Annotated in this window: 19 protein-coding genes, 1 tRNA gene and 1 riboswitch; of the genes, 10 read left to right on the top strand and 10 right to left on the bottom strand. The window is 54.1% G+C overall.

Features of this window, described 5'->3' with window-relative positions:
• Positions 1-29: 29 nt before the first annotated feature.
• The 6 genes from thiB to leuA all read right to left on the bottom strand — a co-directional run bounded on the left by thiB (position 30) and on the right by leuA (position 7,121).
• Positions 30-1,040 (bottom strand): thiamine ABC transporter substrate binding subunit, encoded by a 1,011-nt coding sequence (gene thiB, locus C9I92_RS22370; protein WP_047883693.1) that lies wholly within the window; start codon positions 1,038-1,040, stop codon positions 30-32.
• A gap of 68 nt (positions 1,041-1,108) precedes the next feature.
• A riboswitch (TPP riboswitch) is annotated at positions 1,109-1,217 on the bottom strand.
• 98 nt (positions 1,218-1,315) lie between these two features.
• Entirely contained in the window at positions 1,316-2,095 is a 780-nt protein-coding gene (locus C9I92_RS22365) for a DUF547 domain-containing protein (protein WP_047883694.1), read from the bottom strand.
• Between the two features lie 277 nt (positions 2,096-2,372).
• Positions 2,373-2,975: a 3-isopropylmalate dehydratase small subunit gene (gene leuD / locus C9I92_RS22360; protein WP_047883695.1), complete on the bottom strand. Its 603-nt coding sequence runs from the start codon at positions 2,973-2,975 to the stop codon at positions 2,373-2,375.
• Between the two features lie 18 nt (positions 2,976-2,993).
• Complete coding sequence (gene leuC / locus C9I92_RS22355) at positions 2,994-4,442, bottom strand: 3-isopropylmalate dehydratase large subunit (RefSeq protein ID WP_047883696.1); 1,449 nt, start codon at positions 4,440-4,442, stop codon at positions 2,994-2,996.
• A 37-nt stretch (positions 4,443-4,479) separates the two neighbouring features.
• Complete coding sequence (gene leuB / locus C9I92_RS22350; RefSeq protein ID WP_047883697.1) at positions 4,480-5,568, bottom strand: 3-isopropylmalate dehydrogenase; 1,089 nt, start codon at positions 5,566-5,568, stop codon at positions 4,480-4,482.
• 2 nt (positions 5,569-5,570) lie between these two features.
• Positions 5,571-7,121 (bottom strand): 2-isopropylmalate synthase, encoded by a 1,551-nt coding sequence (gene leuA / locus C9I92_RS22345; RefSeq protein ID WP_047883698.1) that lies wholly within the window; start codon positions 7,119-7,121, stop codon positions 5,571-5,573.
• Between the two features lie 518 nt (positions 7,122-7,639).
• Between leuA and C9I92_RS22340 the strand changes: the two genes are divergently transcribed.
• The 8 genes from C9I92_RS22340 to C9I92_RS25820 all read left to right on the top strand — a co-directional run bounded on the left by C9I92_RS22340 (position 7,640) and on the right by C9I92_RS25820 (position 15,848).
• Positions 7,640-8,143 carry a phosphatase PAP2 family protein gene (locus tag C9I92_RS22340; RefSeq protein ID WP_047883699.1) on the top strand — a complete coding sequence of 168 codons (504 nt, stop codon included), beginning with the start codon at positions 7,640-7,642 and terminating at the stop codon, positions 8,141-8,143.
• A 10-nt stretch (positions 8,144-8,153) separates the two neighbouring features.
• Positions 8,154-9,263 carry an MJ1255/VC2487 family glycosyltransferase gene (locus C9I92_RS22335; RefSeq protein ID WP_047883700.1) on the top strand — a complete coding sequence of 370 codons (1,110 nt, stop codon included), beginning with the start codon at positions 8,154-8,156 and terminating at the stop codon, positions 9,261-9,263.
• Between the two features lie 209 nt (positions 9,264-9,472).
• Positions 9,473-9,709, top strand: coding sequence for a hypothetical protein (locus tag C9I92_RS22330; RefSeq protein ID WP_047883701.1), 237 nt, complete (start codon positions 9,473-9,475; stop codon positions 9,707-9,709).
• Between the two features lie 8 nt (positions 9,710-9,717).
• Complete coding sequence (gene leuO, locus C9I92_RS22325) at positions 9,718-10,674, top strand: transcriptional regulator LeuO (protein ID WP_047883702.1); 957 nt, start codon at positions 9,718-9,720, stop codon at positions 10,672-10,674.
• 261 nt (positions 10,675-10,935) lie between these two features.
• Entirely contained in the window at positions 10,936-12,774 is a 1,839-nt protein-coding gene (locus C9I92_RS22320) for an AMP-dependent synthetase/ligase (RefSeq protein WP_047883703.1), read from the top strand.
• A 552-nt stretch (positions 12,775-13,326) separates the two neighbouring features.
• Positions 13,327-15,045, top strand: a complete 1,719-nt coding sequence (locus tag C9I92_RS22315; protein WP_047883704.1) for an acetolactate synthase 3 large subunit — start codon at positions 13,327-13,329, stop codon at positions 15,043-15,045.
• Positions 15,045-15,542, top strand: a complete 498-nt coding sequence (ilvN, locus tag C9I92_RS22310; RefSeq protein ID WP_047883705.1) for an acetolactate synthase small subunit — start codon at positions 15,045-15,047, stop codon at positions 15,540-15,542. The genes C9I92_RS22315 and ilvN overlap by 1 nt, the downstream gene beginning before the upstream one ends.
• Before the next feature lie 177 nt (positions 15,543-15,719).
• Complete coding sequence (locus tag C9I92_RS25820) at positions 15,720-15,848, top strand: hypothetical protein (protein WP_047883706.1); 129 nt, start codon at positions 15,720-15,722, stop codon at positions 15,846-15,848.
• Positions 15,849-15,856: 8 nt separating this feature from the next.
• Here C9I92_RS25820 and C9I92_RS22305 read toward each other — a convergent pair whose 3' ends face one another.
• Both C9I92_RS22305 and pykF read right to left on the bottom strand, forming a co-directional pair.
• Positions 15,857-16,480: a GntR family transcriptional regulator gene (locus C9I92_RS22305; protein ID WP_047883707.1), complete on the bottom strand. Its 624-nt coding sequence runs from the start codon at positions 16,478-16,480 to the stop codon at positions 15,857-15,859.
• Between the two features lie 356 nt (positions 16,481-16,836).
• Complete coding sequence (pykF, locus tag C9I92_RS22300; RefSeq protein WP_047883708.1) at positions 16,837-18,249, bottom strand: pyruvate kinase PykF; 1,413 nt, start codon at positions 18,247-18,249, stop codon at positions 16,837-16,839.
• A gap of 665 nt (positions 18,250-18,914) precedes the next feature.
• On the opposite strand from pykF, the gene C9I92_RS22295 reads away from it, so the two are divergent.
• On the top strand, positions 18,915-20,057 hold the full coding sequence (locus C9I92_RS22295) for a helix-turn-helix domain-containing protein (RefSeq protein WP_047883709.1): 1,143 nt from the start codon (positions 18,915-18,917) through the stop codon (positions 20,055-20,057).
• Between the two features lie 5 nt (positions 20,058-20,062).
• Here C9I92_RS22295 and C9I92_RS22290 read toward each other — a convergent pair whose 3' ends face one another.
• A complete protein-coding gene (locus C9I92_RS22290; protein WP_242551836.1) occupies positions 20,063-20,917 on the bottom strand; it encodes an alpha/beta hydrolase family protein in 855 nt (284 codons plus the stop codon).
• Here C9I92_RS22290 and C9I92_RS25740 point away from each other — a divergent pair.
• Positions 20,909-21,052 carry a hypothetical protein gene (locus C9I92_RS25740; RefSeq protein WP_242551835.1) on the top strand — a complete coding sequence of 48 codons (144 nt, stop codon included), beginning with the start codon at positions 20,909-20,911 and terminating at the stop codon, positions 21,050-21,052. The two genes, C9I92_RS22290 and C9I92_RS25740, sit on opposite strands and share 9 nt — an antisense overlap.
• 512 nt (positions 21,053-21,564) lie before the next feature.
• Here the strand turns inward: C9I92_RS25740 and C9I92_RS22285 are convergent.
• Positions 21,565-21,640 (bottom strand) — tRNA-Ile (locus C9I92_RS22285).
• Positions 21,641-21,741: the final 101 nt, after the last annotated feature.

Genomic DNA, 21,741 nt, shown 5'->3' with positions numbered 1-21,741 from the left:
GGTGCGATGTGTCAAGATTACGTGCCTGTTTACTGAGTCAGAGCGTGTTGCCATTCACGGATCCAGCTGCGGCGCTGGGTCGCGATCTCATCGGCCGTGAATTCCAGCGCTTTAGCGGGCAGCGTCAGCTGCTCAAAACCTGCTGGCAGGGCTTGCTGGGTGACCGGGTACATCCAGTTACCGGTTGGGATCACCTGCTGGAAGGTGTCGCTCAGCATGAAGGCCAGGAACTGATCGGCCAGCTTCTGGTTATCGCTACCCTTCAGCTTGGCGGCAACTTCAACTTGCATGTAATGGCCTTCGCTGAAATCCGCGGCCTTGTATTTGGCGTCGTTTTCCGCGATCAGGTGATAAGCCGGCGAGGTGGTGTAGGACAGCACCATATCAGATTCCCCTTTCAGGAACATGCTGTAGGCTTCTGACCAGCCTTTGGTGACTGTGACGGTTTTCTTGGCAAGCTGCTGCCAGGCTTCACCGGCTTTGTCACCGTAGACTGATTTCACCCACAGCATCAGACCCTGGCCCGGCGTGGAGGTGCGTGGATCTTGATAGATGATCTTCAGATCGTCACGCTTAACCAGTTCATCAAGGCTTTTCGGCGGATTCTTCAGCTTGCTGCTGTCGTAGATAAAGGCAAAATACCCATAATCAAAAGGCACGAATGTGCTGTCTTGCCAGCCAGTTGGCAGCGCCAGTGCCGGCATGGTCAGGTGATGCTCGGCTAGCAGGCCGGTTTTTTTGGCTTCGCTGATCAGGTTGTTATCCAGACCCAGCAGAATATCGGCCTTGGTGTTTTTTCCTTCCAGACGCACCCGGTTCAGGATTGATACTCCGTCATCCAGGGCCACGAATTCCAGGTTACAGCCGCATTCGGCTTCAAAGGCTTTTTCCACAGCCGGTCCCGGTCCCCACTCCGAAGCAAAGGAGCTGTAGGTGTATACCGTCAGGGTGTTGTCATCGGCCCAGGCGGTGCCCGCGGCGAGAGAAAGGGTCAAAATAGGTAGTAGCTTATTCACTGTACGCTCCTGATACGCTTGCATCCGGCAAGAGAGGGGAAATTAGGGGCACAGGGTTGAGAGCTGGCAGCCTCATGCTGCCGTGATAAGGCAAACTATCGGGGTCTCAATTCCTACGCCAGTGCTAACTGGATCAGGTTCTGTGGGTTTTGCTGCCGCAATCTCAGTCCGGAACGGTGCCAGACACCCCATGAGAACAAGGCGCTATTGTAATCTGCGCTGCGCCCGGTTGCTACCCCTGATACTGCTGGGAGCCTCCGCTCACTCGCCGTGGTTGCCGCGAGGGGCATAAGAGGGCCTCAGCGGGCTTCGTTCAGCGCCCAGTTGTAGTCATAGCGAACGTGATTGAGTTGCACCGGTTGTTGGCGGTATTGATTGAGGTGTGCCTGCAGCTGGCTCAGATTGCCGAAATCGCTGGCGTACCAGTCATAAATTGAGGACAGGCGCACCTTATCCTGTTCAACTGCCACGCCCTTGCGACTGTTGATAAAACGCTTGGCGGATTGTTCCAGCAGCGCGTCATGGTTGGCGGCGGTGAAGGCTTGCGGCTGGAGATCCGGGCAGCCCAGACTGGCGCAGTTGACCACGTAATGAATGCGTGGATCGCGCCAGATAGGGCGCAGGATCCGGTGCTCAATGTCATTGAGGGTCAGCTTTTGACCGGCAATGGTAATCAGCGTCTCGTCCCACGGTCCGAAGCTGAACAAGCCGCCCAGCTTGGTGATGGAAGAGACCGGGTAGTTATCCAGAATCAGCTTCACGGTCATGGCGTTATAGAGATTGACCCAGTAGGCGAACTGCTCATTCCGGTTCAGCCGACGGGGATCCTGCCCTGCCAAATCACGCAGGTAGTGGCCCAGTTCATAGCGATCGGTATCGTTGACCTGACGGTAGCGGAACAGGGTTTGTTGGGGGGAAACCACCAGATACTTATCCAACAGTTGCTGCCAGCGGCTGTGGTCGATGGCGGTGCTGCTGGTGGGTTGGCTGGCCTGCCAGTACGGCCAGAGGTCGGCTTTGGGGGCGGCCATACTGCCGTTCGACAGCAGGAGCAGGGCTAAGGCAATGAGCAAACGCATGGGATGTCCTTGTATACAGATGTGACGTGATCAAGTGTAGATGACCGGCGAATCGCTGATATCTTTCCACGTTCCCGACGTTTTTCCACTGTTCCTGTTCTTGTTCTTGTTTGTGTTGTCTGTTTGTACGCTCTGTTTGCGTATGGCTGTTCAGGGCTCGAACGTTGTGGCATGCCCGCTCCCTGGTGATACCGGCTGACACCGCGAACAGGGGCCGGAACGAAACAGCCCCGAGCAAGCTCGGGGCTGATGAGGCGGTGTGTGATGTTCCTGAAGGTTACGCCAGGAAGGCCGGAATTCGGCTTTCATACTCGGCGATCTTGTCTTCGTGCTGCAGCGTCAGGCCGATATTATCCAGGCCGTTCAGCAGGCAGTGACGGCGGAACTCGTCAATCTCAAAGTGATATTGTTTGCCGTTCGCGCTGACGGTCATGGTTTCCAGATCCACTGTGATTTCTGCCCCTTCGGTCGCAGCCACAAACTGGAACAGTTCGTCGACTTCTGCTTCGCTCAGGCGAACCGGTACCATCTGGTTGTTGATCGAGTTACCGTAGAAAATGTCAGCAAAGCTCGGTGCAATCATCACTTTGATGCCGTAATCGGCCAGCGCCCACGGGGCGTGCTCACGGGATGAACCGCACCCGAAGTTTTCCCGCGCCAGCAGAATGCTGGCACCCTGATAGCGCGGCGCGTTCATGACAAAGCCCGGGTTCGGCTGTTCACCGGCATCATCCAGAAAACGCCAGTCATGAAACAGGTGCTTGCCGAAACCGGTACGGGTGACTTTCTGCAAAAACTGCTTCGGGATAATGGCATCGGTATCCACGTTGGCAGCATCCAGAGGAACTACCAGGCCGGTATGTTGTTTAAATCCTGTCATTACTTTCGTTCCTTCTGATTATACTGTCGCAGCTTCTGGTTCCAGTTCGCGGATATCGACAAAGTGGCCGGCACACGCCGCGGCGGCAGCCATGGCCGGGCTGACCAGGTGCGTGCGGCCATCACGGCCCTGACGGCCTTCGAAGTTACGGTTGCTGGTGGATGCGCAGCGCTCTCCCGGGCCCAGGCGGTCGTTGTTCATCGCCAGACACATCGAGCAGCCCGGCAGACGCCATTCAAAACCGGCTTCAATAAAGATCTTATCCAGCCCTTCTTGCTCGGCCTGCGCTTTCACCTGCTCTGAACCCGGTACCACCAGGGCCTGAACGTTCGGGGCGACTTTACGGCCTTTAGCAATGGCCGCGGCAGCGCGCATGTCTTCAATGCGTGAGTTGGTGCATGAACCGATAAAGACTTTGTCGATTGAAAAATCAGACAGCTTTTTGCCGGCTTCCAGCCCCATGTAGGCCAGTGCTTTTTCCGCGGAGGCTTTTTCAACCGGGTCGCTGAAGTCAGCCGGAGACGGAATTGGCTCGTCCACGGCAATTACCTGGCCCGGGTTGGTTCCCCAGGTGATCTGCGGTTTGATGTCTTTGGCATTCAGAGTGACCACGGCGTCGTATGTGGCTTCGGCATCGGTTTTCAGGGTCTGCCAGTAGGTGATTGCAGCATCCCAGTCAGCGCCGGTCGGGGCAAAGTGTCGGCCCTTGACGTAGTCGAACGTGGTCTGGTCTGGCGCGATCAGGCCGGCTTTGGCACCCAGCTCAATCGCCATGTTACATACTGTCATCCGCCCTTCCATCGACAGGTCGGTGATCGCCTCGCCACAGAATTCGACCACATAACCGGTTCCGCCCGCGGCGGTGGTTTTGCCGATGATCGCCAGCACGATATCTTTCGCGGTGATACCCGGTGCCACTTTGCCTTTGACCTCGATTTTCATGGTCTTGGCGCGAGCCTGCTTGAGGGTCTGAGTCGCCAAAACGTGCTCAACTTCGGAGGTGCCGATGCCGAAAGCCAGCGAGCCGAAGGCGCCGTGAGTGGCGGTGTGGGAATCGCCACACACGATGGTCATCCCCGGCAGGGTAATCCCCAGCTCCGGCCCCATCACGTGCACGATACCCTGATATTTGTGGTTGAGGTCGTACAGAGTGACCCCGAACTCTTCACAGTTCTTGGCCAGCGTTTCCATCTGGATCCGGGCCATCTCGCCGGAGGCTTTGATGTCTTTGGTCTGGGTTGAGACGTTATGATCCATGGTGGCAAAGGTTTTGCCGACCTGGCGTACCGGACGGCCTTTTTCGCGCAGGCCGTCAAAGGCCTGCGGTGAGGTGACTTCATGCACCAGGTGACGGTCGATATACAGGATCGGGGTTTCGCCTTCGGCCGCGACGGCGACATGGGCATCGTAAACTTTCTGGTAAAGCGTCCTTGGCGCTTGTGTCTCTGGCGCGTTAGTTGTCGACATTGTGGTTTGCTCCCTGTTTTTATAATGTCCGGGCGATTCAGGCCTGGCGAATATAGTGGGCGATGCGGTCACCCATTTCGCTGGTGCTCAGCGCCGGGCTGTTACCGGCCAGATCGGCGGTCAGCTCGCCGGCTTCCAGCGCCTGTGAAACGGCCTGTTCAATCGCGCGAGCTGCCTGCTCTTCGCCCAGGCTGTAACGCAGCATCAGTGCTGCCGACAGAATTTGTGCTACCGGGTTGGCGATGTTTTTACCGGCAATATCCGGTGCTGAGCCGCCTGCTGGCTCGTACATGCCGAACTTGTCCTGGTTCAGGCTGGCAGAAGGCAGCATCCCCATTGAGCCGGTGATCATGGCGCATTCATCGGAAATGATGTCACCGAAAATGTTGGAGCACAGCATGACGTCAAATTGCGCCGGGTCTTTGATCAGCTGCATGGTCGCGTTGTCGATGTACATGTGGCTCAGGCTCACGTCCGGGTAGTCTTTGGCAATCTCTTCCACCACTTCACGCCACAGAATTGAGCTTTGCAGCACGTTCGCTTTATCAATCGAGCACACTTTTTTGCCGCGCAGCTTGGCTGATTCAAACGCGATCCGGGCAATGCGCTCAATCTCGTAGCGGTGGTAGATCTCAGTATCAAAGGCTTTTTCTTCCGGCCCTGACCCTTCGCGCCCTTTTGGCTGGCCAAAGTAAATGCCGCCGGTCAGCTCGCGCACCACCACGATGTCAAAACCACGCTCGGAAATGTCAGCTCGCAGCGGGGAAAAACGCTCCAGACCCGCATGAATTTGCGCCGGACGCAGGTTGCAAAACAGCTGGAAATGCTTGCGCAGTGGCAGCAACGCGCCGCGCTCCGGCTGATCATTGGGTGGCAGGTGTTCCCATTTCGGGCCGCCGACTGAGCCAAACAAGATCGCGTCTGCCGCTTCACAGCCTTTCAGGGTCGCTTCTGGTAACGGACAGCCGTGGTTGTCGATGGCAATGCCACCGACATCGTATTCTTTGCAATTCAGGGTAAAGCCGAATTTTTCCTGCGCGGCATCCAACACTTTGTGGGCTTGCTGCATGACTTCCGGGCCAATGCCGTCACCCGGTAAAACGGCGATATTGTAAGTACCTGCCATGGTTATACTGTCTCCATATGGGATTTTTGTTTGATTTGTTCGATTTGCTCTGCGCGGTGGATGCTGTTGATCACATGCAGCAATGCCTGACCTGAGGCCTCGACAATGTCGGTAGCCAGGCCGGTACCGTGGTACTTACGGCCTTTGTAGTTGGCAATAATATCGGCCTGGCCCAGGCCATCTTCCCCTTCACCTTTGGCGGTCAGGTCGAATTTATCCAGCACGATCTCGTAGCCGGTCAGGCGGTAAATACATTGGTACAGGGCGTCGACCGGGCCGTTACCGACCGCGGCCTCACATTTTTCTTCATCCCCGCACTGCAGTTTGATACTGGTGGTCGCCATCACGCTGCCGGACTGAACGCTCAGGTAGTTCAGCTTGTAGAAATCGTCTTCTTCACGCAGGTTGGCAAAATACATCAACGCTTCCAGATCGTAGTCGAACACCTGACCCTTGCGGTCTGCCAGTTTCAGGAAGTCGGCGTACAGGGTATCCAGATCGTATTCGTTCTCGTTGTAGCCCATGGTGTCCATGTGGCTTTTCACGGCGGCACGGCCGGAGCGGGATGTCAGGTTCAGCGCCTGGTTTTTCAGGCCGATGGATTCCGGCGTCATGATTTCGTAAGTGTTCTTGTTCTTCAGCATGCCGTCCTGATGGATACCGGACGAGTGGCTGAAGGCATTGGCACCGACAATCGCTTTGTTGGCCTGAATCGGCATGTTGCACAGCTGGCTGACCAGCTTGCTGGTCCGTGAGATCTCGTCATGTTTGATACCGGTATCGACCCCCAGAAACTCGGCGCGGGTCTTGATGATCATCGCAATCTCTTCCAGCGCACAGTTACCGGCCCGTTCACCAATACCGTTAATGGTCCCTTCAACCTGGCGGGCACCTGCCTGCACCGCAGCCATGGAGTTGGCTACTGACATGCCCAGATCGTCGTGACAGTGCACAGAAATCACGGCTTTATCGATATTCGGCACGCGGTTGAATAGCTGAGTGATGATGCCGCCAAATTCGTTAGGCAGGGTATAGCCGACGGTGTCCGGGATGTTCACTGTCGTGGCCCCGGCATTGATGGCTGCTTCCACCATCCGGCACAGGTTATCGATAGGTGTACGGCCAGCATCTTCACAGGAAAACTCGACATCATCAGTGTACTTGCGGGCACGCTTCACTGCTGCGACGCCCATCTCGATGACGTCATCGTAGCTGCGGCGCAGTTTGTCTTGTACGTGGATGGTTGACGTAGAAATAAAGGTATGAATTCGGAAGGCTTCGGCCACTTTCAGGGATTCGGCGGCCACATCAATGTCGTTGGCGACGGCGCGGGACAAGGCGCAGACCCGGCTGTTTTTGATGTGCTTGGCAATGGTCTGCACCGATTCAAAATCACCCGGCGAGGAAACGGGGAACCCGGCCTCAATAACATCGACCCCCAAGCGCTCCAGTGCGTAAGCGATTTGCAGTTTTTCCCTGACCGTCAGACTGGCGGACAACGCCTGTTCGCCGTCACGCAAAGTGGTATCGAAAATGATGACCTGATTGTTCATAGCTGCTTCCTTTTATTGGCCTGCCTGTAATGGCTTGGTCTGCATCCGCTTGCGCCGGCCTCATATACGAAAAACCCGCGCATATTGCGCGGGTTTTGTGAATTCTTAGTGGTGTTGTTTCTCACCCATAAGCTACCCGCGCGAACTGGTCACGATAAGGAGGAGGCTTAGGAGAATTGATGAGAAACGCATTTTCATGTTTGCAATATTATCCGAGTAATTGGTTAACAAATGAATACCAAACAGACAGGCTGAGCGTCAACTACTAATTTCATGTTTATTTTATGTTCAGTTCGATTCAGTGAATAGTTCTGTTTGGTTTGCAAAAACCAGTGGAGTTCACTGGTTTTTGCCGACGCGGATCCGGTCAAACCAGCATAAACCCATCTCCGGGTGCCAAGTGAAAACAACGGGCAACGCGGGCGTGAAGATTGTCATTGAGCTTCCGTCAAAGCGTCACTGCGCTGTCATATCCCTTTCTTACTCTGGTGGCGATTTAATCAGATAAGGATGCGAGGATGACCATACTGACACCCTTACAGCGCCTCGATTATGCCGTTTCATCACGCTGCCTGTGCCACCGCTTTAATGTTCAGGTCGCACAGGTCAGCCGGGCGGTATCACACACCGGGGATGGCCACTTATACCTTCTGTTTGCCTTGCTGGTCTGGCTGCTGGACACTGTCAAAGGCACGGAAGTGGTGCTGATCGGCTTGCAGGCTTTTGCGTTGGAGTTGCCCGTTTACCTTCTTCTGAAAAACAGTTTCAAACGGGCACGCCCAGTTTCCCTGCCAAGTTTTATCAAGCCGTCAGACAAATACAGTCTGCCGTCCGGCCATACTGCGGCCGCGTTTGTGATGGCTTCGCTGATCACCACGTATTACCCGGATACCGCTTGGTTTATCTGGCCCTGGGCGATGGCGATCGGGCTGTCGAGGGTATTGCTGGGCGTACACTATATTACTGATATTGCAGCTGGTGCGGCGCTGGGTCTCCTGTGCTTCCAGCTGGTGAATATGTAGAGGGCTGTGAATGAAGATCCTTTATGGAGTACAGGGGACCGGAAACGGGCACATTTCCCGCGCCAGAGAGATGGCTCGGGCATTTTCTCTGCTGGAGGTTGAGGTGGACTACCTGTTTACCGGCCGCGAGCAGACGCAGTATTTCGACATGGCTGAGTTCGGTGATTACCAGACCCGGGCCGGGCTGACGTTTGTGACGGAAAACGGTCAGCTGAATCAGTGGAAAACCCTGACCCATAATCAGCCGCGTACTTTCCTGCGCGATGTGAACGCGCTGGATTTAACCCGCTATGACCTGGTGCTCAATGACTTTGAGCCGGTCTCGGCCTGGGCCGCGCGCCGGCAAAACGTCCACAGCATTGGCCTGAGTCACCAGAACGCGTTCCTGCAGGATATTCCCAAACAGGGGCAAAGTAGTCTGGATAAGCTGATCACTCGGTTTTTTGCCCCGACGGCGCAGCAAGTGGGTCTGCACTGGTACCACTTTAACCAGTTTATTCTGCCGCCGATCGTGCCGCCCTCGATCCAGCCGATCACCAACGATGGCTCCGTGTTGGTCTACTTGCCGTTTGAGAACCTCAGCGCGGTGCTTGATCTGTTGACCCGTTTTACTCAGGTACATTTTTTCTGTTTTCATCCCGAGGTCGAACAGGACCACGAATACGAAAACGTCAGTCTCCGAAAACTCAACCGCGCGACTTTTCATCATCAGATGCATTGCTGTCACGGTGTGATTGCCAATGGCGGGTTTGAGCTGCCGTCTGAAGCGATCAGCCTTGGCAAAAAGCTGCTGCTTAAGCCGCTGCATGGCCAGTATGAGCAGCAGAGCAATGTGATGACTTTAGAGATCATGGGGCTGGCGCAGTCGATGAGTTATCTGGACCCGTCTGCCTTGCGCGGCTGGCTTGATAGCGAGGGTGCCGGTCGGGTGCACCTGCCGGACGTGGCCATGCTGATTGCCGGCTGGATAGCGGAAGGGGATTGGCACAAAGGCGAAGCACTCTGGCACCGGCTGTGGGAGCAAGTTGAGTTTCCCGAGGTGGTTGAGGAAGCGCTGGTGGAACTCTATTCCCCAAAGGTGCCGAGCCGGCGTAAGCTGTCAATCAGCCCAACCTGCTAGTTGTTTCCGGGTGATGGTTGCCCGGAGTACGTCTTGGCCGTGATGGCTCGAGCGTGATGTGTGAAAGTCCTCGTACAAAGACGTTTGTGAGTCACGGTTGTTAAGTCATTGCTTTAGGTCATGGCGTTAAGTCATGGCTTTTCCTGACCTCATGCTGACCCAACCTCCCTGCCTGTTAAGCCACAATGGTATCAACCCATTGTGGCTTTATGTTATTTACAATCTTTTTAGAATGTTTTAGGTTCTTGTATCTTTATGATATATATGAATTTGTTGTGATTTTTGGCGGCAGTTTGGATGTGCTGACCGATTTGCACGGCATCCTCTATTTATTTCATATATTCATTTGCATGATACTTGCCGTACAGCAGGCGGGGTTCTGGCGTGATACAACAAGTATCGTGCTGTCAGCGCGCCTGTTAGCTCCCGGAACAGGTATTCACTAGAGGCAAAAATGGCACGCAAGAGCGCAACAATTCACTCTGTTGATGGTTACACTATGGAGACCAACTTACGCAGTGTTGATCTGAATCTGCTGACAGTGTTCGACGCTGTGATGCAAGAGCAGAACATCACCCGGGCGGCACACAACCTGGGGATGTCTCAACCCGCGGTCAGTAATGCCGTGGCGCGCCTGAAAGTCATGTTCAATGATGAGCTGTTTATCCGTCATGGTCGCGGGATCCAGCCCACTCAGCGTGCCAAGCAGCTGTTCGGCCCGCTGCGCCAGGCACTGCAGCTGGTGAAAAATGAGTTGCCTGCTTCCGTGTTCTGTCCGCAAACCTCCAACCGCACTTTTAAGCTGGCGATCAGCAGCCCGTCGGATATTCGCTTTGTTCCGGCGATTTTGCGCACCTTGGCTGAGCAGGCTCCAAATGTCCGGGTACAGATAGAAACCGAATCTGATGCGGCGATGGCAGAGAAGATGCAGTACCAGAATATCGATTTTGTGATTGATTATGCGCGCTTCGATGAACCGGGTATGTGCAGCACGGCACTGTTTCATGATGAGCTGGTGGTTGTCGCCGCCGGTAATCATCCGCGTCTGGGGGATACCCTTTCCACTGCAGAATTTGAAGCGGAAAAACATGCAGTGCTGAAGACCGTACCGGGCGTGAAACCTTTTGCCGAAACGGTTTATCACGAGAAAAGTCACTACGCGCCTGCCTATCAGGGAACCAGTCTGAGCAACGTGCTGTATGTGACCAGTCAGTCTGAGCTGATTGCCGTGGTACCTCGCTGGCTGGCAACGGCTGCGGCCCAGCAGCAATCCCTGAAAATCCTGCCGCTGCCGTTTGAATCCGGCGCGGTCAGCGGTTACCTGAGCTGGCACGAATCTTCGCAAAAAGACAAAGGCCATCTCTGGATGCGGGATCAGCTGCTGGCAATCTGTGGTTCCGGTGAGTACTGAGCCGGCGCGCACTCTGTGATTCAAGGTTAAGCCAGCTTTTGTGCTGGCTTTTTTACGTCTGTTGCCGCCCGTGGCGGTCTGCCACATTGCTGACGCAACCCTGTGATATCCTGAATAATCCGTACATGATGTGAGCAAAGTTATTCTGGTCATACCAGAATAATGATGGTTTTGTGATTTCGCAGAGTTGCCTTTTTCAGTGTCGCAGGTAGACTCCCTTGCACGATAGCTTACAGGTGTAAGCTTAACGGTAGAGTAGTTATGGCAAAACGAGAGTATCACATCGTCAACCGCATTCGTTCCCAGATCTCCCGTCTGGGGGAGCGGACGGCATTGCGCCACCGGGTCGATGGCCAGTGGCTGTCTGTCAGCTGGACGGAGTTCGGTGAGCAAATTCATCAGTTAGCGTTGGCGATGCTGACGCGCGGTCTGAACGTGCAGGATAAAGTCGGCATCTTCTCCAATAACATGCCTCGCTGGAGCGTGGCGGACTTTGCCACCTTGTACAACCGCGCTGTGACCGTGCCTATCTACCCGACCAATACCCCGCAGCAGGCTGCCTATATCGTCAATGATGCCGGTATCCGGATGTTGTTTGTCGGCGAGCAGGCGCAGCTGGACGCAGCCCTGGAGCTGGCGGAAGAATGCCCGGGGCTGGAACACATCATCGTGATGTCACCAGCGGCAACTTTGCCGGATCACCCGAAAGTGATCAGCTATGACGCGTTTGTCGCGTTGAGCGGGGTCAGTACAGAGTCCGAAGGGGATGCGAAGGCCGAACTGGCCCGTCGTCTGGATGAAACCACCATGGATGACCTGCTGACCCTGATTTACACCTCTGGGACCACAGGAACGCCCAAAGGGGTAATGCTGGATTATGCCAACATTGCCTCACAGATCGAAGGGCACGATCAGAAGCTGGCGCTGGCTGAAGGCGATGTATCCCTGTGTTTCCTGCCGCTTTCCCACGTGTTCGAGCGGGCATGGACTTTCTATGTCCTGCACCGTGGCGGTGTGAACTGCTACTTGTCGGATACCAATCTGCTGAAAGACGCGCTGGCGGAAGTGAAGCCGAATGTGATGTCAGCGGTGCCGCGGGTGTACGAAAAAATTTATTCCGGGGTGCACGACAAGGTGGCGCGTGCGCCTGTGCACCGCAAAGTGATGTTTACCTGGGCGGTGAACATGGGTGCCCGCATGGCACTGGCGCGACAGGAGTGTCGTGAGCCGTCCTGGCTGCTCAAGCGCAGTCATGCGCTGGCCGACAAGCTGGTGTTGTCCAAGCTGCGTGCCTTGTTAGGCGGTAACATCAAGTTCATGCCGTGCGGTGGAGCCAAACTGGATGAAAGTATCGGCCGGTTTTTCCACGCTATCGGGATCAACGTCAAGCTGGGCTATGGCATGACGGAAACAACCGCGACCGTTTCCTGCTGGGATGATAAGTGCTTCAATCCTGACTCCATCGGGATGCCGATGCCGGGCGCGGAAGTAAAAATCGGTGCCAATAACGAGATTCTGGTACGCGGGCCGATGGTCATGCGGGGCTACTACAACATGCCAGAAGAAACGGCAGCCAACTTCACCAATGATGGGTTCCTGAAAACCGGGGATGCCGGCCATATTGATCAAGATGGCAACCTGTTTATTACCGATCGCATCAAAGAGTTAATGAAAACCTCCGGCGGGAAATACATCGCGCCGCAGGTGATTGAAGGTGCCATCGGCAAAGATCATTTTATTGAGCAGATTGCGGTGATTGCCGATACCCGCAAGTTTGTCTCCGCGCTGATCGTCCCGTGTTTTGAAACCCTGGAAGAACATGCGCGCGAGCTGAACATCAAGTACAAAGACCGTCTTGAGCTGATCAAGCACACCCAGATCGTGGAACTGATTGAGAAGCGCCTGGGCGAACTGCAAAAGGATCTGGCGCGTTTCGAGCAGGTGAAGAAGTTCACCCTGCTGCCGCGTGCGTTCTCGATGGATCACGGTGAGCTGACCCCGACTCAGAAACTGCGTCGCAAGGTTATCCTCGACCGTTACCATGAGGAAATTGAGCGCATGTATGAAGAAAGCCATAAGGCCGCCCGCTCCCGCAAGTGATTCGGGCAGGGCGGTGAGACAGCCTGAAAACGGAAAACAAAAGGGAAGCGCAAGCTTCCCTTTTTGCTATGTAAGTCACGCACACTGTTGCAAAGGTAAAGTGAGATGCTCTGCAAATTGGAATCTTCATGGTGGAAGATGTTATACGCGGAGGGGATGAAATCATGATTGTGGTGGTTTTTTATCCATTTTAGAGGAATCTTGTTAACTGCCGCCGGGCGATAGACTTGATTGATAAAAAAACGTTACATTGATTAACGCTTACTGTAACGGGTTATGACCCGCTACAGGCAACATAGCGTGAACACACATGATTGGATTCATTCTTAGGCTAAAAATAAGCCCTAACTATGTGATATCAGCCTGTATAGCTAATTGAGGCAGAAGCCTGTAATAAGGTCTGCCGTCTACTTGGCTCAGTGACTGTACTACCCATGCTGCGTGTGTTGCCCGTCTGCCCTCCAGTCAGATTGGCAATACCTCAGGCCACAGTCACCGCAGTTACGTTGAATTAGCTATACGGGATGGTATACAAGACCTGGAGGCAGAAATATGGAAATGTTGTCCGGCGCTGAGATGATCGTCCGCTCGATGATCGATCAAGGCGTAAAACATATCTTCGGATACCCTGGCGGTTCGGTACTGGATATTTACGATGCGCTGCATGAGAAAAGCGATATCGAACACGTCCTCGTCCGTCACGAACAAGCAGCTGTGCACATGGCAGATGGTTATGCCCGTGCCACCGGTGATGTAGGTGTTGTCCTGGTGACCTCGGGTCCGGGAGCAACCAATGCGATTACCGGCATAGCGACCGCTTACATGGACTCCATTCCGCTCGTCATCCTCTCTGGCCAGGTTATGAGTAACCTGATTGGCAATGATGCATTCCAGGAATGCGACATGGTCGGTATCTCCCGCCCGGTGGTTAAACACAGTTTTCTGGTGACCAAGCCGGAGCAGATCCCTGAAATCATCAAAAAAGCCTTTTACATCGCATCCAGTGGTCGTCCCGGGCCGGTGGTGATCGACATTCCGAAAGACATGCTGAACCCGGCTGAAAAGTACGCCTACCAGTATCCGGAAGCGATCGCTATGCGTTCGTATAACCCGACAACCAATGGTCATAAAGGGCAGATCAAGCGTGGCCTGAAAGCGCTGCTGACGGCGAAAAAGCCGGTGTTGTATGTGGGGGGCGGCGCTATTATGTCTGCCTGCCACGAGCAGTTGCTGAACCTGGCGGAGCGGCTGAAGCTGCCGGTCGTCAGCACCCTGATGGGGCTGGGCGCTTTCCCGGGCGATCACCACCACAGTCTGGGGATGCTGGGCATGCACGGCACCTATGAAGCCAACATGACCATGCATAACTCGGATCTGATCTTTGCGGTCGGTGTCCGGTTTGATGATCGCACCACCAACAACGTAGCCAAGTACTGCCCGGATGCGACGGTACTGCATATCGATATCGATCCGTCTTCAATCTCCAAGACAATAGCCGCGGACATCCCGATTGTTGGCTCGGCTGAAACGGTACTGAATACTATGCTGAAAATGCTGGATGATCAGGACGGCCACAATGATGCCGATGCGCTGGACAGCTGGTGGAGTGAAATTGAATCCTGGCGTGCCCGCAAATGCCTGAGCTATGCCTCGGATAACGAGCGCATCAAGCCACAGCAGGTAATTGAGTCGCTGTACCGCCTGACCGATGGCGACGCGTATGTTGCCTCTGATGTCGGCCAGCACCAAATGTTTGCAGCATTGTATTACCCGTTCAACAAGCCGCGTCGCTGGATTAACTCCGGAGGCCTGGGCACCATGGGCTTTGGCCTGCCAGCCGCGATGGGCGTCAAGTTTGCCCTGCCGGATGCCGAAGTGGTATGTGTGACTGGTGACGGCAGTATCCAGATGAATATCCAAGAGCTGTCCACCGCGCTGCAATATGACATCCCGGTTAAGATTATCAACCTCAACAACCGTTTCCTGGGGATGGTGAAGCAGTGGCAGGACATGATTTACCAGGGGCGCCACTCCCACTCCTACATGGATTCGGTACCGGACTTTGCTGCCATTGCGGAAGCGTATGGCCACGTCGGGATCCGAATTTCGGATCCGGCGAAGCTGGACAGTGAACTGGAGCGTGCGCTGGCGATGAAAGATCGTCTGGTGTTTATTGATATCAGTGTGGATGAAACTGAGCACGTGTACCCGATGCTGATCCGGGGTGGCTCAATGAGTGAAATGTGGCTAAGCAAAACGGAGAGAACCTAATGCGCAGGATTGTATCAGTACTTCTAGAAAATGAACCAGGCGCATTATCCCGGGTAGTTGGCCTGTTTTCTCAGCGTGGTTACAACATTGAGTCACTGACCGTGGCACCGACCGATGATGCGACCCTGTCTCGCCTCAATATCACCACCAATGTTGAGGATGAAGCGGCGCTCGAGCAGATTGAAAAGCAACTGCACAAGCTGATTGATATCCTTAAGGTCAGCAATGTGACTGAAAGTGATCATGTTGAACGTGAACTGATGTTAGTGAAGGTGAAAGCCTCCGGCTTTGCCCGCGCGGAAGTTAAGCGCACGGCAGATATTTTCCGCGGTCAGATCGTCGATGTTACCAGCCAGATTTATACCATTCAGCTGGCCGGTACCAGTGAGAAGCTGGACGCCTTTATTGCTGCAGTAGGCGAGGCGACGGACATTGTCGAAGTGGCACGTAGCGGGGTAGTCGGCATGGCTCGTGGTGAAAGAGCCCTGAAAGCCTGAAGTCATTCTAATGCACTAATGCAGTTTTAAAATACAGTTCAGAACATCAACCGGCGCTTCATGCGCCGGTTTTTTTGTCCCGTTTTTGTCTTGCTGCCGAACGGCATTTTTCCGGTATTAGACTAAAGTCTAATAGATGGTCGAACTCGCCCGTAGGAAAGATGTGGGGGACAGACAATGAACGCAAAGTTTCTGCCACGGTTAACCGTGCTGAGCCTGCTATTGCTCGGCTTTAATATCAATGCCATTTATTTTCTGCTGGCAGTCCTGTTGCTCAATACCCACCACAAAGAAATATTCTGGTAGCCAGTCGGCTACAGGTAGCGCTTAATCATGTCGATCGCCCGTTGAGAATGGGTATTTAGCAAGCTCAGGGCCTGCTGGCTGTTACGTCCCAGCACGGCATTCATGATGGCCTCATGTTCCCCATTTTCATGGTAGCGCTCTTCGTATTGACGGTGGCGGTTGACCCAGATGTGGCGATAGCGTTCCACCTGCTCATACACCTGACGGTGAAGCGCCAGCAAACTGGGTGAGCGGCTGCCAGCCAGCAATGCCTGATGAAATTCGCCGTGACGCTGTTCCCATTCGGTAAAGTCGGATTTCGGATCCGCCGGATTGAGGCGTTTGAGTTTGTGGTAGCTAGTCAGTACGTTCAACTCCCAAGCCTCATCACCATATTTGATGGCTCGCTGAAGCAAAATTCTGGACAGCTCCAGACTGGTATCAAACAGATCCTCCAGTTCACTGGCTGAGACCGGTGCCACCCAGCAACCTTTCTGCGGCGCGAAATGCACGTATTTATGCCAGGACAACTGCACCAGGGCTTCACGAATCGGAGAGGCGCCAACGTTATAACGGGCTTTCAGGTCAGCCACAACCAGCTTATGGCCGGGAGGCAGATCGCCGGTCAAAATATCCTGACGGATAAGCGTCATGACTTTATCGGAAAGGGTTGGGCTGGGCACGGTACTCCTCACTCAGTTACGGCAGTGTCTTTTAATATTCTTAAAGGGGATGAATTGCGCGTTGAGTATACTGAGAGTGAAAGTTTACCGCGATTGTTCGATGTCAGAAGTGTGAGTCATTACCACGCTTTCTCTGTGGCTAGAGAGATGAATCCCTTGCCTTTTTGAGTAGGTATTGGCTTGGCTGGGGAAAAGGGTGGCGGGAAGAGTGCTCCCTGACCAACCGCGTATGACGGGACAAGCCCAAGTCACAGGAGCGATAATTAACGGATAAAAAAACGGGAACCCAGAGGCTCCCGTTTGAAACGATATGTGGTAATCGCAGATTACAGTACGTGTACTGATGCGGTGTTAGTGGTACCCGATGGAACCAGTGCACCAGATACCATCACTACGATATCGCCTTTCGCGCCCAGACCCGTTTCCAGCGCCAGCTCTTTACCGCGTGCGTAGAAAGCGTCAGTGCTTTCGATTTCATCAATGATAACCGGCGTAACACCTTTCGTCAGAGTCAGCTGAGCCGCTGTCTTTGGATTGGTGGTCACAGCCAGAATGTTAGCTGTTGGGAAGTATTTGCGAACTGAACGGGCAGATTTACCAGCTTCAGTGGCAACAACGATCAGTGGTGCACCCAGTTTCTCAGACGTGTCTACTGCACCTTTACATACCGCTTCGGTGATACGCAGACGTGAGCTGTCCAGACGAGAACCCAGCTCGGCCTTCAGGGCACCATCGGTACGCTCACAGATTTGCGCCATGATAGTCACAGCTTCGATAGGGTATTTACCTTTTGCTGACTCACCAGACAGCATAACAGCGTCAGTACCGTCCATGATGGCGTTAGCCACGTCACCCGCTTCCGCACGTGTCGGACGAGGGTTCTTGATCATAGAATCCAGCATCTGAGTCGCAGTAATAACGACTTTACGGGCACGGTTACATTTCTCAATCATCATCTTCTGCGCGAAGATAACTTCTTCAACCGGGATTTCTACACCCAGGTCACCACGAGCAACCATGATACCGTCAGAAGCTTCCAGAATAGCGTCGAAGTTGTCTACGCCTTCCTGGTTCTCGATTTTCGAGATGATCTGGATTTTCTCGCCGCCGTTTGCATTCAGCAGCTCACGGATTTCTTTTACATCTTCTGCTTTACGGATGAAAGAAGCCGCAACGAAGTCTACGCCTTGCTCACAACCGAATTTCAGGTCAGCTTTGTCTTTTTCAGCCAGTGCTGGCAGTTTTACAGAAACGCCTGGCAGGTTAACACCTTTGTTTTCACCCAGGTCACCATTGTTCAGGACTTTACACTTCACTTCAGTGTCTGTGGTTTCCAACACTTCCATTTCGATCAGGCCGTCGTCAACCAGAACGGTATTGCCTTTGTTCAGGTCTTTCGCGAAACCAGGGTAAGTCACGGCAACACGCTCGTGGTTACCTACAACTGACGTATCAGTCGTGAATGTGAACTCCTGGCCAGCGACCAGAGACACGTCTTGACCGTTTTCCAGTTTGGTTGTACGAATTTCAGGACCTTTGGTGTCCAGCAGAATCGCCAGTTGCTTACCTGTTTCTGCCATCACGTCACGCAGGTTCTGGATACGCTGGCCGTGCTCAGCGAAGTCACCGTGCGAGAAGTTCAGACGCATCACGTTCATACCAGCGTTAGCCAGTTTGGTCAGCATTTCTTTTGATTCAGTTTTCGGTCCAATCGTACATACGATCTTGGTCTTTTTCATTGAGGATGGTCTCCGGACGAACTTTTACCCAAGGGAAATTTTAATCACAGTGTTATACCCGAAAATGATGCTCCAATAATGTTGAAAAAAGCCTGCAAAATGAGGCCTTGGTCAAACATTTGTAACTTTCATCCCACAGGTTACGGTGGTAATACAAATAAATGTCAAAAATTTTGCCTTACAAAAGCATCTGCTTGCTTTTGTAAGGCAACACCTTGCTTATGCGGTTTCAGTACCGTTTCAGGTATTACGAAGTGTAAGGCAGTTGCATGACGTTTTCATGGTGACTAGGCATAAATCACCCTGACATACAAGCGCTGTATACTAGCATAGTCCAACTCTTTAATCACCTTGTGATAACGAGCAACTTTTTCCTCTGCTAATAAGCCAGAGGTTGAAATTATCTACATCTTTCACAGATTTTTCTTGTTGTGTATCAATAGTTGGTTTATTTCTGGCCGGAAAACAAAGAAAGGTTAGCTCTTTGTTTCTTCCTGTAAATTCAGTGTTTACACCAGGTGGCGCAATTTTGGATCCGGTCCGTACTTTGGTGCCCGTTTTTCATCTCACTCGACGGTACTGCGGTAGCGCAATCACCTTGGCGGTCGCGAGCCGATTGCTTATGATTGCAACCTGATTGATATCAAGGGAATGATGAGAACGTGATGCCTGCGATCCCGCTGCCTTTTGTGATAGCGCTGCTCCTAATCCTCCTGGCCGCGCAGTTACCCCGTGAGCGGGGAAAGTCGGCTAAGCTAGCCGTCGTCTTTTTGAGTTTCTGTGCCTTAGTGGTCTCCTGCGTCGGGCTGCGCTGGCATTATCAGTGGTCCGCGATGGCGATGATTCAACCCATGTTGGCCGTGACGCTGCCCTCGCTGCTGTGGCTCTGTTTTACCCGAACCCTTGGCTATGCGGCACCTTGGCGGCTGCTCAGCTGGCTGCCGGTGGGGCTGGTGCCGGTGCTGTTGCTTGGGCCGGTCGATTGGCGACTGGGACTGGATGTGTTGATTAGCCTCAGCTATCTCGGTCATGCCGCACTGCTGTTCCGGCTTTCCCACCGCTCGAGCGATGAGTATTCTCAGGTGACGTTCAGCCAGTCCCATACTGTGCCGCGGTTGTGTCTCGGGGCCGGGCTGTTTTTGTTGTTTTCGGTGCTGACCGATCTTGCGATCGCTCTGGATGCTTGGCTGGGACAGGGTCAGTCGCTCATCTGGATCCTGACGATATCGCAATGCCTGGTTGTCACCGGGCTGAGTTATGCTGTGGTAGTTGTCAGCCGGATCAGCGGCGGGGCTGAGCTGCCCGTGACGCAGACACAGGACTCGACGATAGGGACACTTCCATTTTCTAATCCAATCTTAGTCCCGAAGGTGCACGCGGCTGCGTCTGTTTCTGCGCCTGATGAAGGCGTTGAAGACTCGCCAGATGATGCTGCTCGCCATTTGGAGGCTCAAGTAGAGGTGCAAGCTGAGGCGCAAGACGCCCGGGTTATGCAGGCTCTGACGACATTGCTACAGGAGCAGGCTCTCTATCTGGACCCGAATCTGACGCTGGCTGTGCTGGCCCGAAAAACCGGGGTCCCGAACCGGCAGTTGTCTGCCGCAGTGAACCGACAAACCGGGCTCAATGTCTCGCAGCTGATTAATCAGTACCGCATTGAAAAAGCCCGGCAATTGCTGAAAGAGACGGATTTCAGCATTACCGAGATTTACGGTATGGCCGGGTTCAACACCAAATCTAACTTTAACCGTGAATTTTCCCGTATCACGACGATGACGCCGAGCGCCTATCGCCGCTCGACAGATTGAGAGCCTTACAGGTGTCGGGCGAGAAAATCCGTCACATGCCGTGCAATGGCCTGATGTTCACGTGCGCGGGTGGTACCCGGTACGGAATCACACACTTTGCCCTCACCAGGCGCTTCTTCCTCGACAATGGCTTTGCCGCCGGGCTTGCAGCGGCCCATAAAAGTTGAGTGGGTCGCGTTGGCCAGCACCTGGTAATCGGTGAGGCGCGGATCTAAATGCCTGGCCAGATAGCCGGACTCTAGCGCCTGCGGCAGGTTGTGGTTATTGACTCCGGCGGCCAGGAGCAGGGTCGGCACCGTGATGGCTGCCAGGCTCTGCGGCGTGAAGCTGTTGGCAAGGCCCAAATCTAAACTGATGATGGCGGTGACCCGCGGGTCGTGCAGCCCGAGATTCCGGCTTCGCCCTTGTAAGTCGCTATCCTGCGACAGCCCCAATTCCGTGATTAAGCCGCAACCATTACTCAGTCTAGGCTCCCGGCACTGGTGGGCCAGATGGGAACTGCTGACTTGACCACCGGCGAGACTGACCACCGTCCAGCCGCCCTGAGAGTGGCCAATGGCACCGATGCGGCGGGGATCTATATGGCTGCCGTATGCCGGGCTAGCGAGCAGCCAGTCAAGGGTGCGCGAGAGATCCCTCGGGCGTTGCCACCACTGGGCGGCTTGCTCCGGGTCAGTGTCGAACGTTGTGGTGCCTGGGTGATCGGGGGCTGCAACCAAATAGCCTTGTCGGGCAATGGTGGCCGCCAGCCAGTTTAGGTTACGCCAGTTACCCCGGTAACCGTGCGACATCACGATCAGCGGCAGCGGTTTGGAGGCTGAGAGCCGGGCTTCCTTCAGAACCGGAACACCGTGGAACACCGGATTGTCACCCAGCCGGGTGGGCGTGCCGGAATGGCGCTGGGCCGGGTACCAGAGGCTGACGGTCAGTGGCCGCTGGTCATCGTGCAGGCGGATTTGCTGGAAGCCGATGTCGTTTTCTGGGGCTGCGTGTAGCTCGGATGTTTGGACGTGATTTGCTACGCGCGCTTCATTTGACGCCGCAGCAGAACCGCTGATCAGCAGGAGAGCGATCAGGGTGAACCGGAGTTGTTGCATGGGTGACCTCTGAGTTGATGAATGTGAGGTCATTATCCGAATTAATGGGCTTTGAACGACCTGAAACACGATTCAGGACGTCCTGAATTGGGATCTTGGACGGTGGGTTGTCACAGGCGTCGGACGATACTTTACTCCGGCTGTGCAAAGAAAGGAGGGGGTTGTCATTCCACCGGTATCAAATTCCACGGAACGTCCCGATGGCTAAAACGTCTGTGGCGAGGTGAGTGATACCGGCTGAGGTTGTGATGAGCGGTGGAGGAGAACTCTTTCATTTTGCGCACTGATACGTTCAGTACTTTGTTGCGCATTGCCGCGCAATAAACTGAGAGATAGCGTTTTGCACTGGTATCCCAACCGGCTAAAACGAAAAAAGGCTGGTGGATTTCTCCACAAGCCTTCTGGAATGTTGGTGGCCCCTGACAGACTTGAACTGTCGACCAAGCGATTATGAGTCGCCTGCTCTAACCACTGAGCTAAGGGGCCAAGTGCGGGAAATTATATGGGAAGGGGGGGATCTTGTCTAGCGATTAAAGTGGTGGTTTTGTTTGCTTTTTAGACAGTTAAGGCGGGTTTTTGGCTGGCGT

The organism is Photobacterium ganghwense (genome assembly GCF_003025595.1).
Taxonomy (GTDB): domain Bacteria; phylum Pseudomonadota; class Gammaproteobacteria; order Enterobacterales; family Vibrionaceae; genus Photobacterium; species Photobacterium ganghwense.
The sequence above is the reverse complement of the archived record's forward strand: the minus strand, read 5'-3'. Positions and strand labels throughout refer to the sequence as shown.

Bases quoted from the DNA above. Each gene is read 5' to 3' on its own strand.
- leuA (WP_047883698.1), bottom strand. From the start codon at position 7,121: ATGAACAATCAGGTCATCATTTTCGATACCACTTTGCGTGACGGCGAA.
- C9I92_RS22340 (WP_047883699.1), top strand. From the start codon at position 7,640: ATGACCATACTGACACCCTTACAGCGCCTCGATTATGCCGTTTCATCA.
- C9I92_RS22330 (WP_047883701.1), top strand. From the start codon at position 9,473: ATGTTATTTACAATCTTTTTAGAATGTTTTAGGTTCTTGTATCTTTAT.
- pykF (WP_047883708.1), bottom strand. From the start codon at position 18,249: ATGAAAAAGACCAAGATCGTATGTACGATTGGACCGAAAACTGAATCA.
- C9I92_RS22365 (WP_047883694.1), bottom strand. From the start codon at position 2,095: ATGCGTTTGCTCATTGCCTTAGCCCTGCTCCTGCTGTCGAACGGCAGT.
- C9I92_RS22295 (WP_047883709.1), top strand. From the start codon at position 18,915: ATGCCTGCGATCCCGCTGCCTTTTGTGATAGCGCTGCTCCTAATCCTC.
- leuD (WP_047883695.1), bottom strand. From the start codon at position 2,975: ATGACAGGATTTAAACAACATACCGGCCTGGTAGTTCCTCTGGATGCT.
- leuB (WP_047883697.1), bottom strand. From the start codon at position 5,568: ATGGCAGGTACTTACAATATCGCCGTTTTACCGGGTGACGGCATTGGC.
- leuC (WP_047883696.1), bottom strand. From the start codon at position 4,442: ATGTCGACAACTAACGCGCCAGAGACACAAGCGCCAAGGACGCTTTAC.
- leuO (WP_047883702.1), top strand. From the start codon at position 9,718: ATGGCACGCAAGAGCGCAACAATTCACTCTGTTGATGGTTACACTATG.
- thiB (WP_047883693.1), bottom strand. From the start codon at position 1,040: ATGCAAGCGTATCAGGAGCGTACAGTGAATAAGCTACTACCTATTTTG.
- C9I92_RS22320 (WP_047883703.1), top strand. From the start codon at position 10,936: ATGGCAAAACGAGAGTATCACATCGTCAACCGCATTCGTTCCCAGATC.
- ilvN (WP_047883705.1), top strand. From the start codon at position 15,045: ATGCGCAGGATTGTATCAGTACTTCTAGAAAATGAACCAGGCGCATTA.
- C9I92_RS22315 (WP_047883704.1), top strand. From the start codon at position 13,327: ATGGAAATGTTGTCCGGCGCTGAGATGATCGTCCGCTCGATGATCGAT.
- C9I92_RS25820 (WP_047883706.1), top strand. From the start codon at position 15,720: ATGAACGCAAAGTTTCTGCCACGGTTAACCGTGCTGAGCCTGCTATTG.
- C9I92_RS22305 (WP_047883707.1), bottom strand. From the start codon at position 16,480: ATGACGCTTATCCGTCAGGATATTTTGACCGGCGATCTGCCTCCCGGC.
- C9I92_RS22335 (WP_047883700.1), top strand. From the start codon at position 8,154: ATGAAGATCCTTTATGGAGTACAGGGGACCGGAAACGGGCACATTTCC.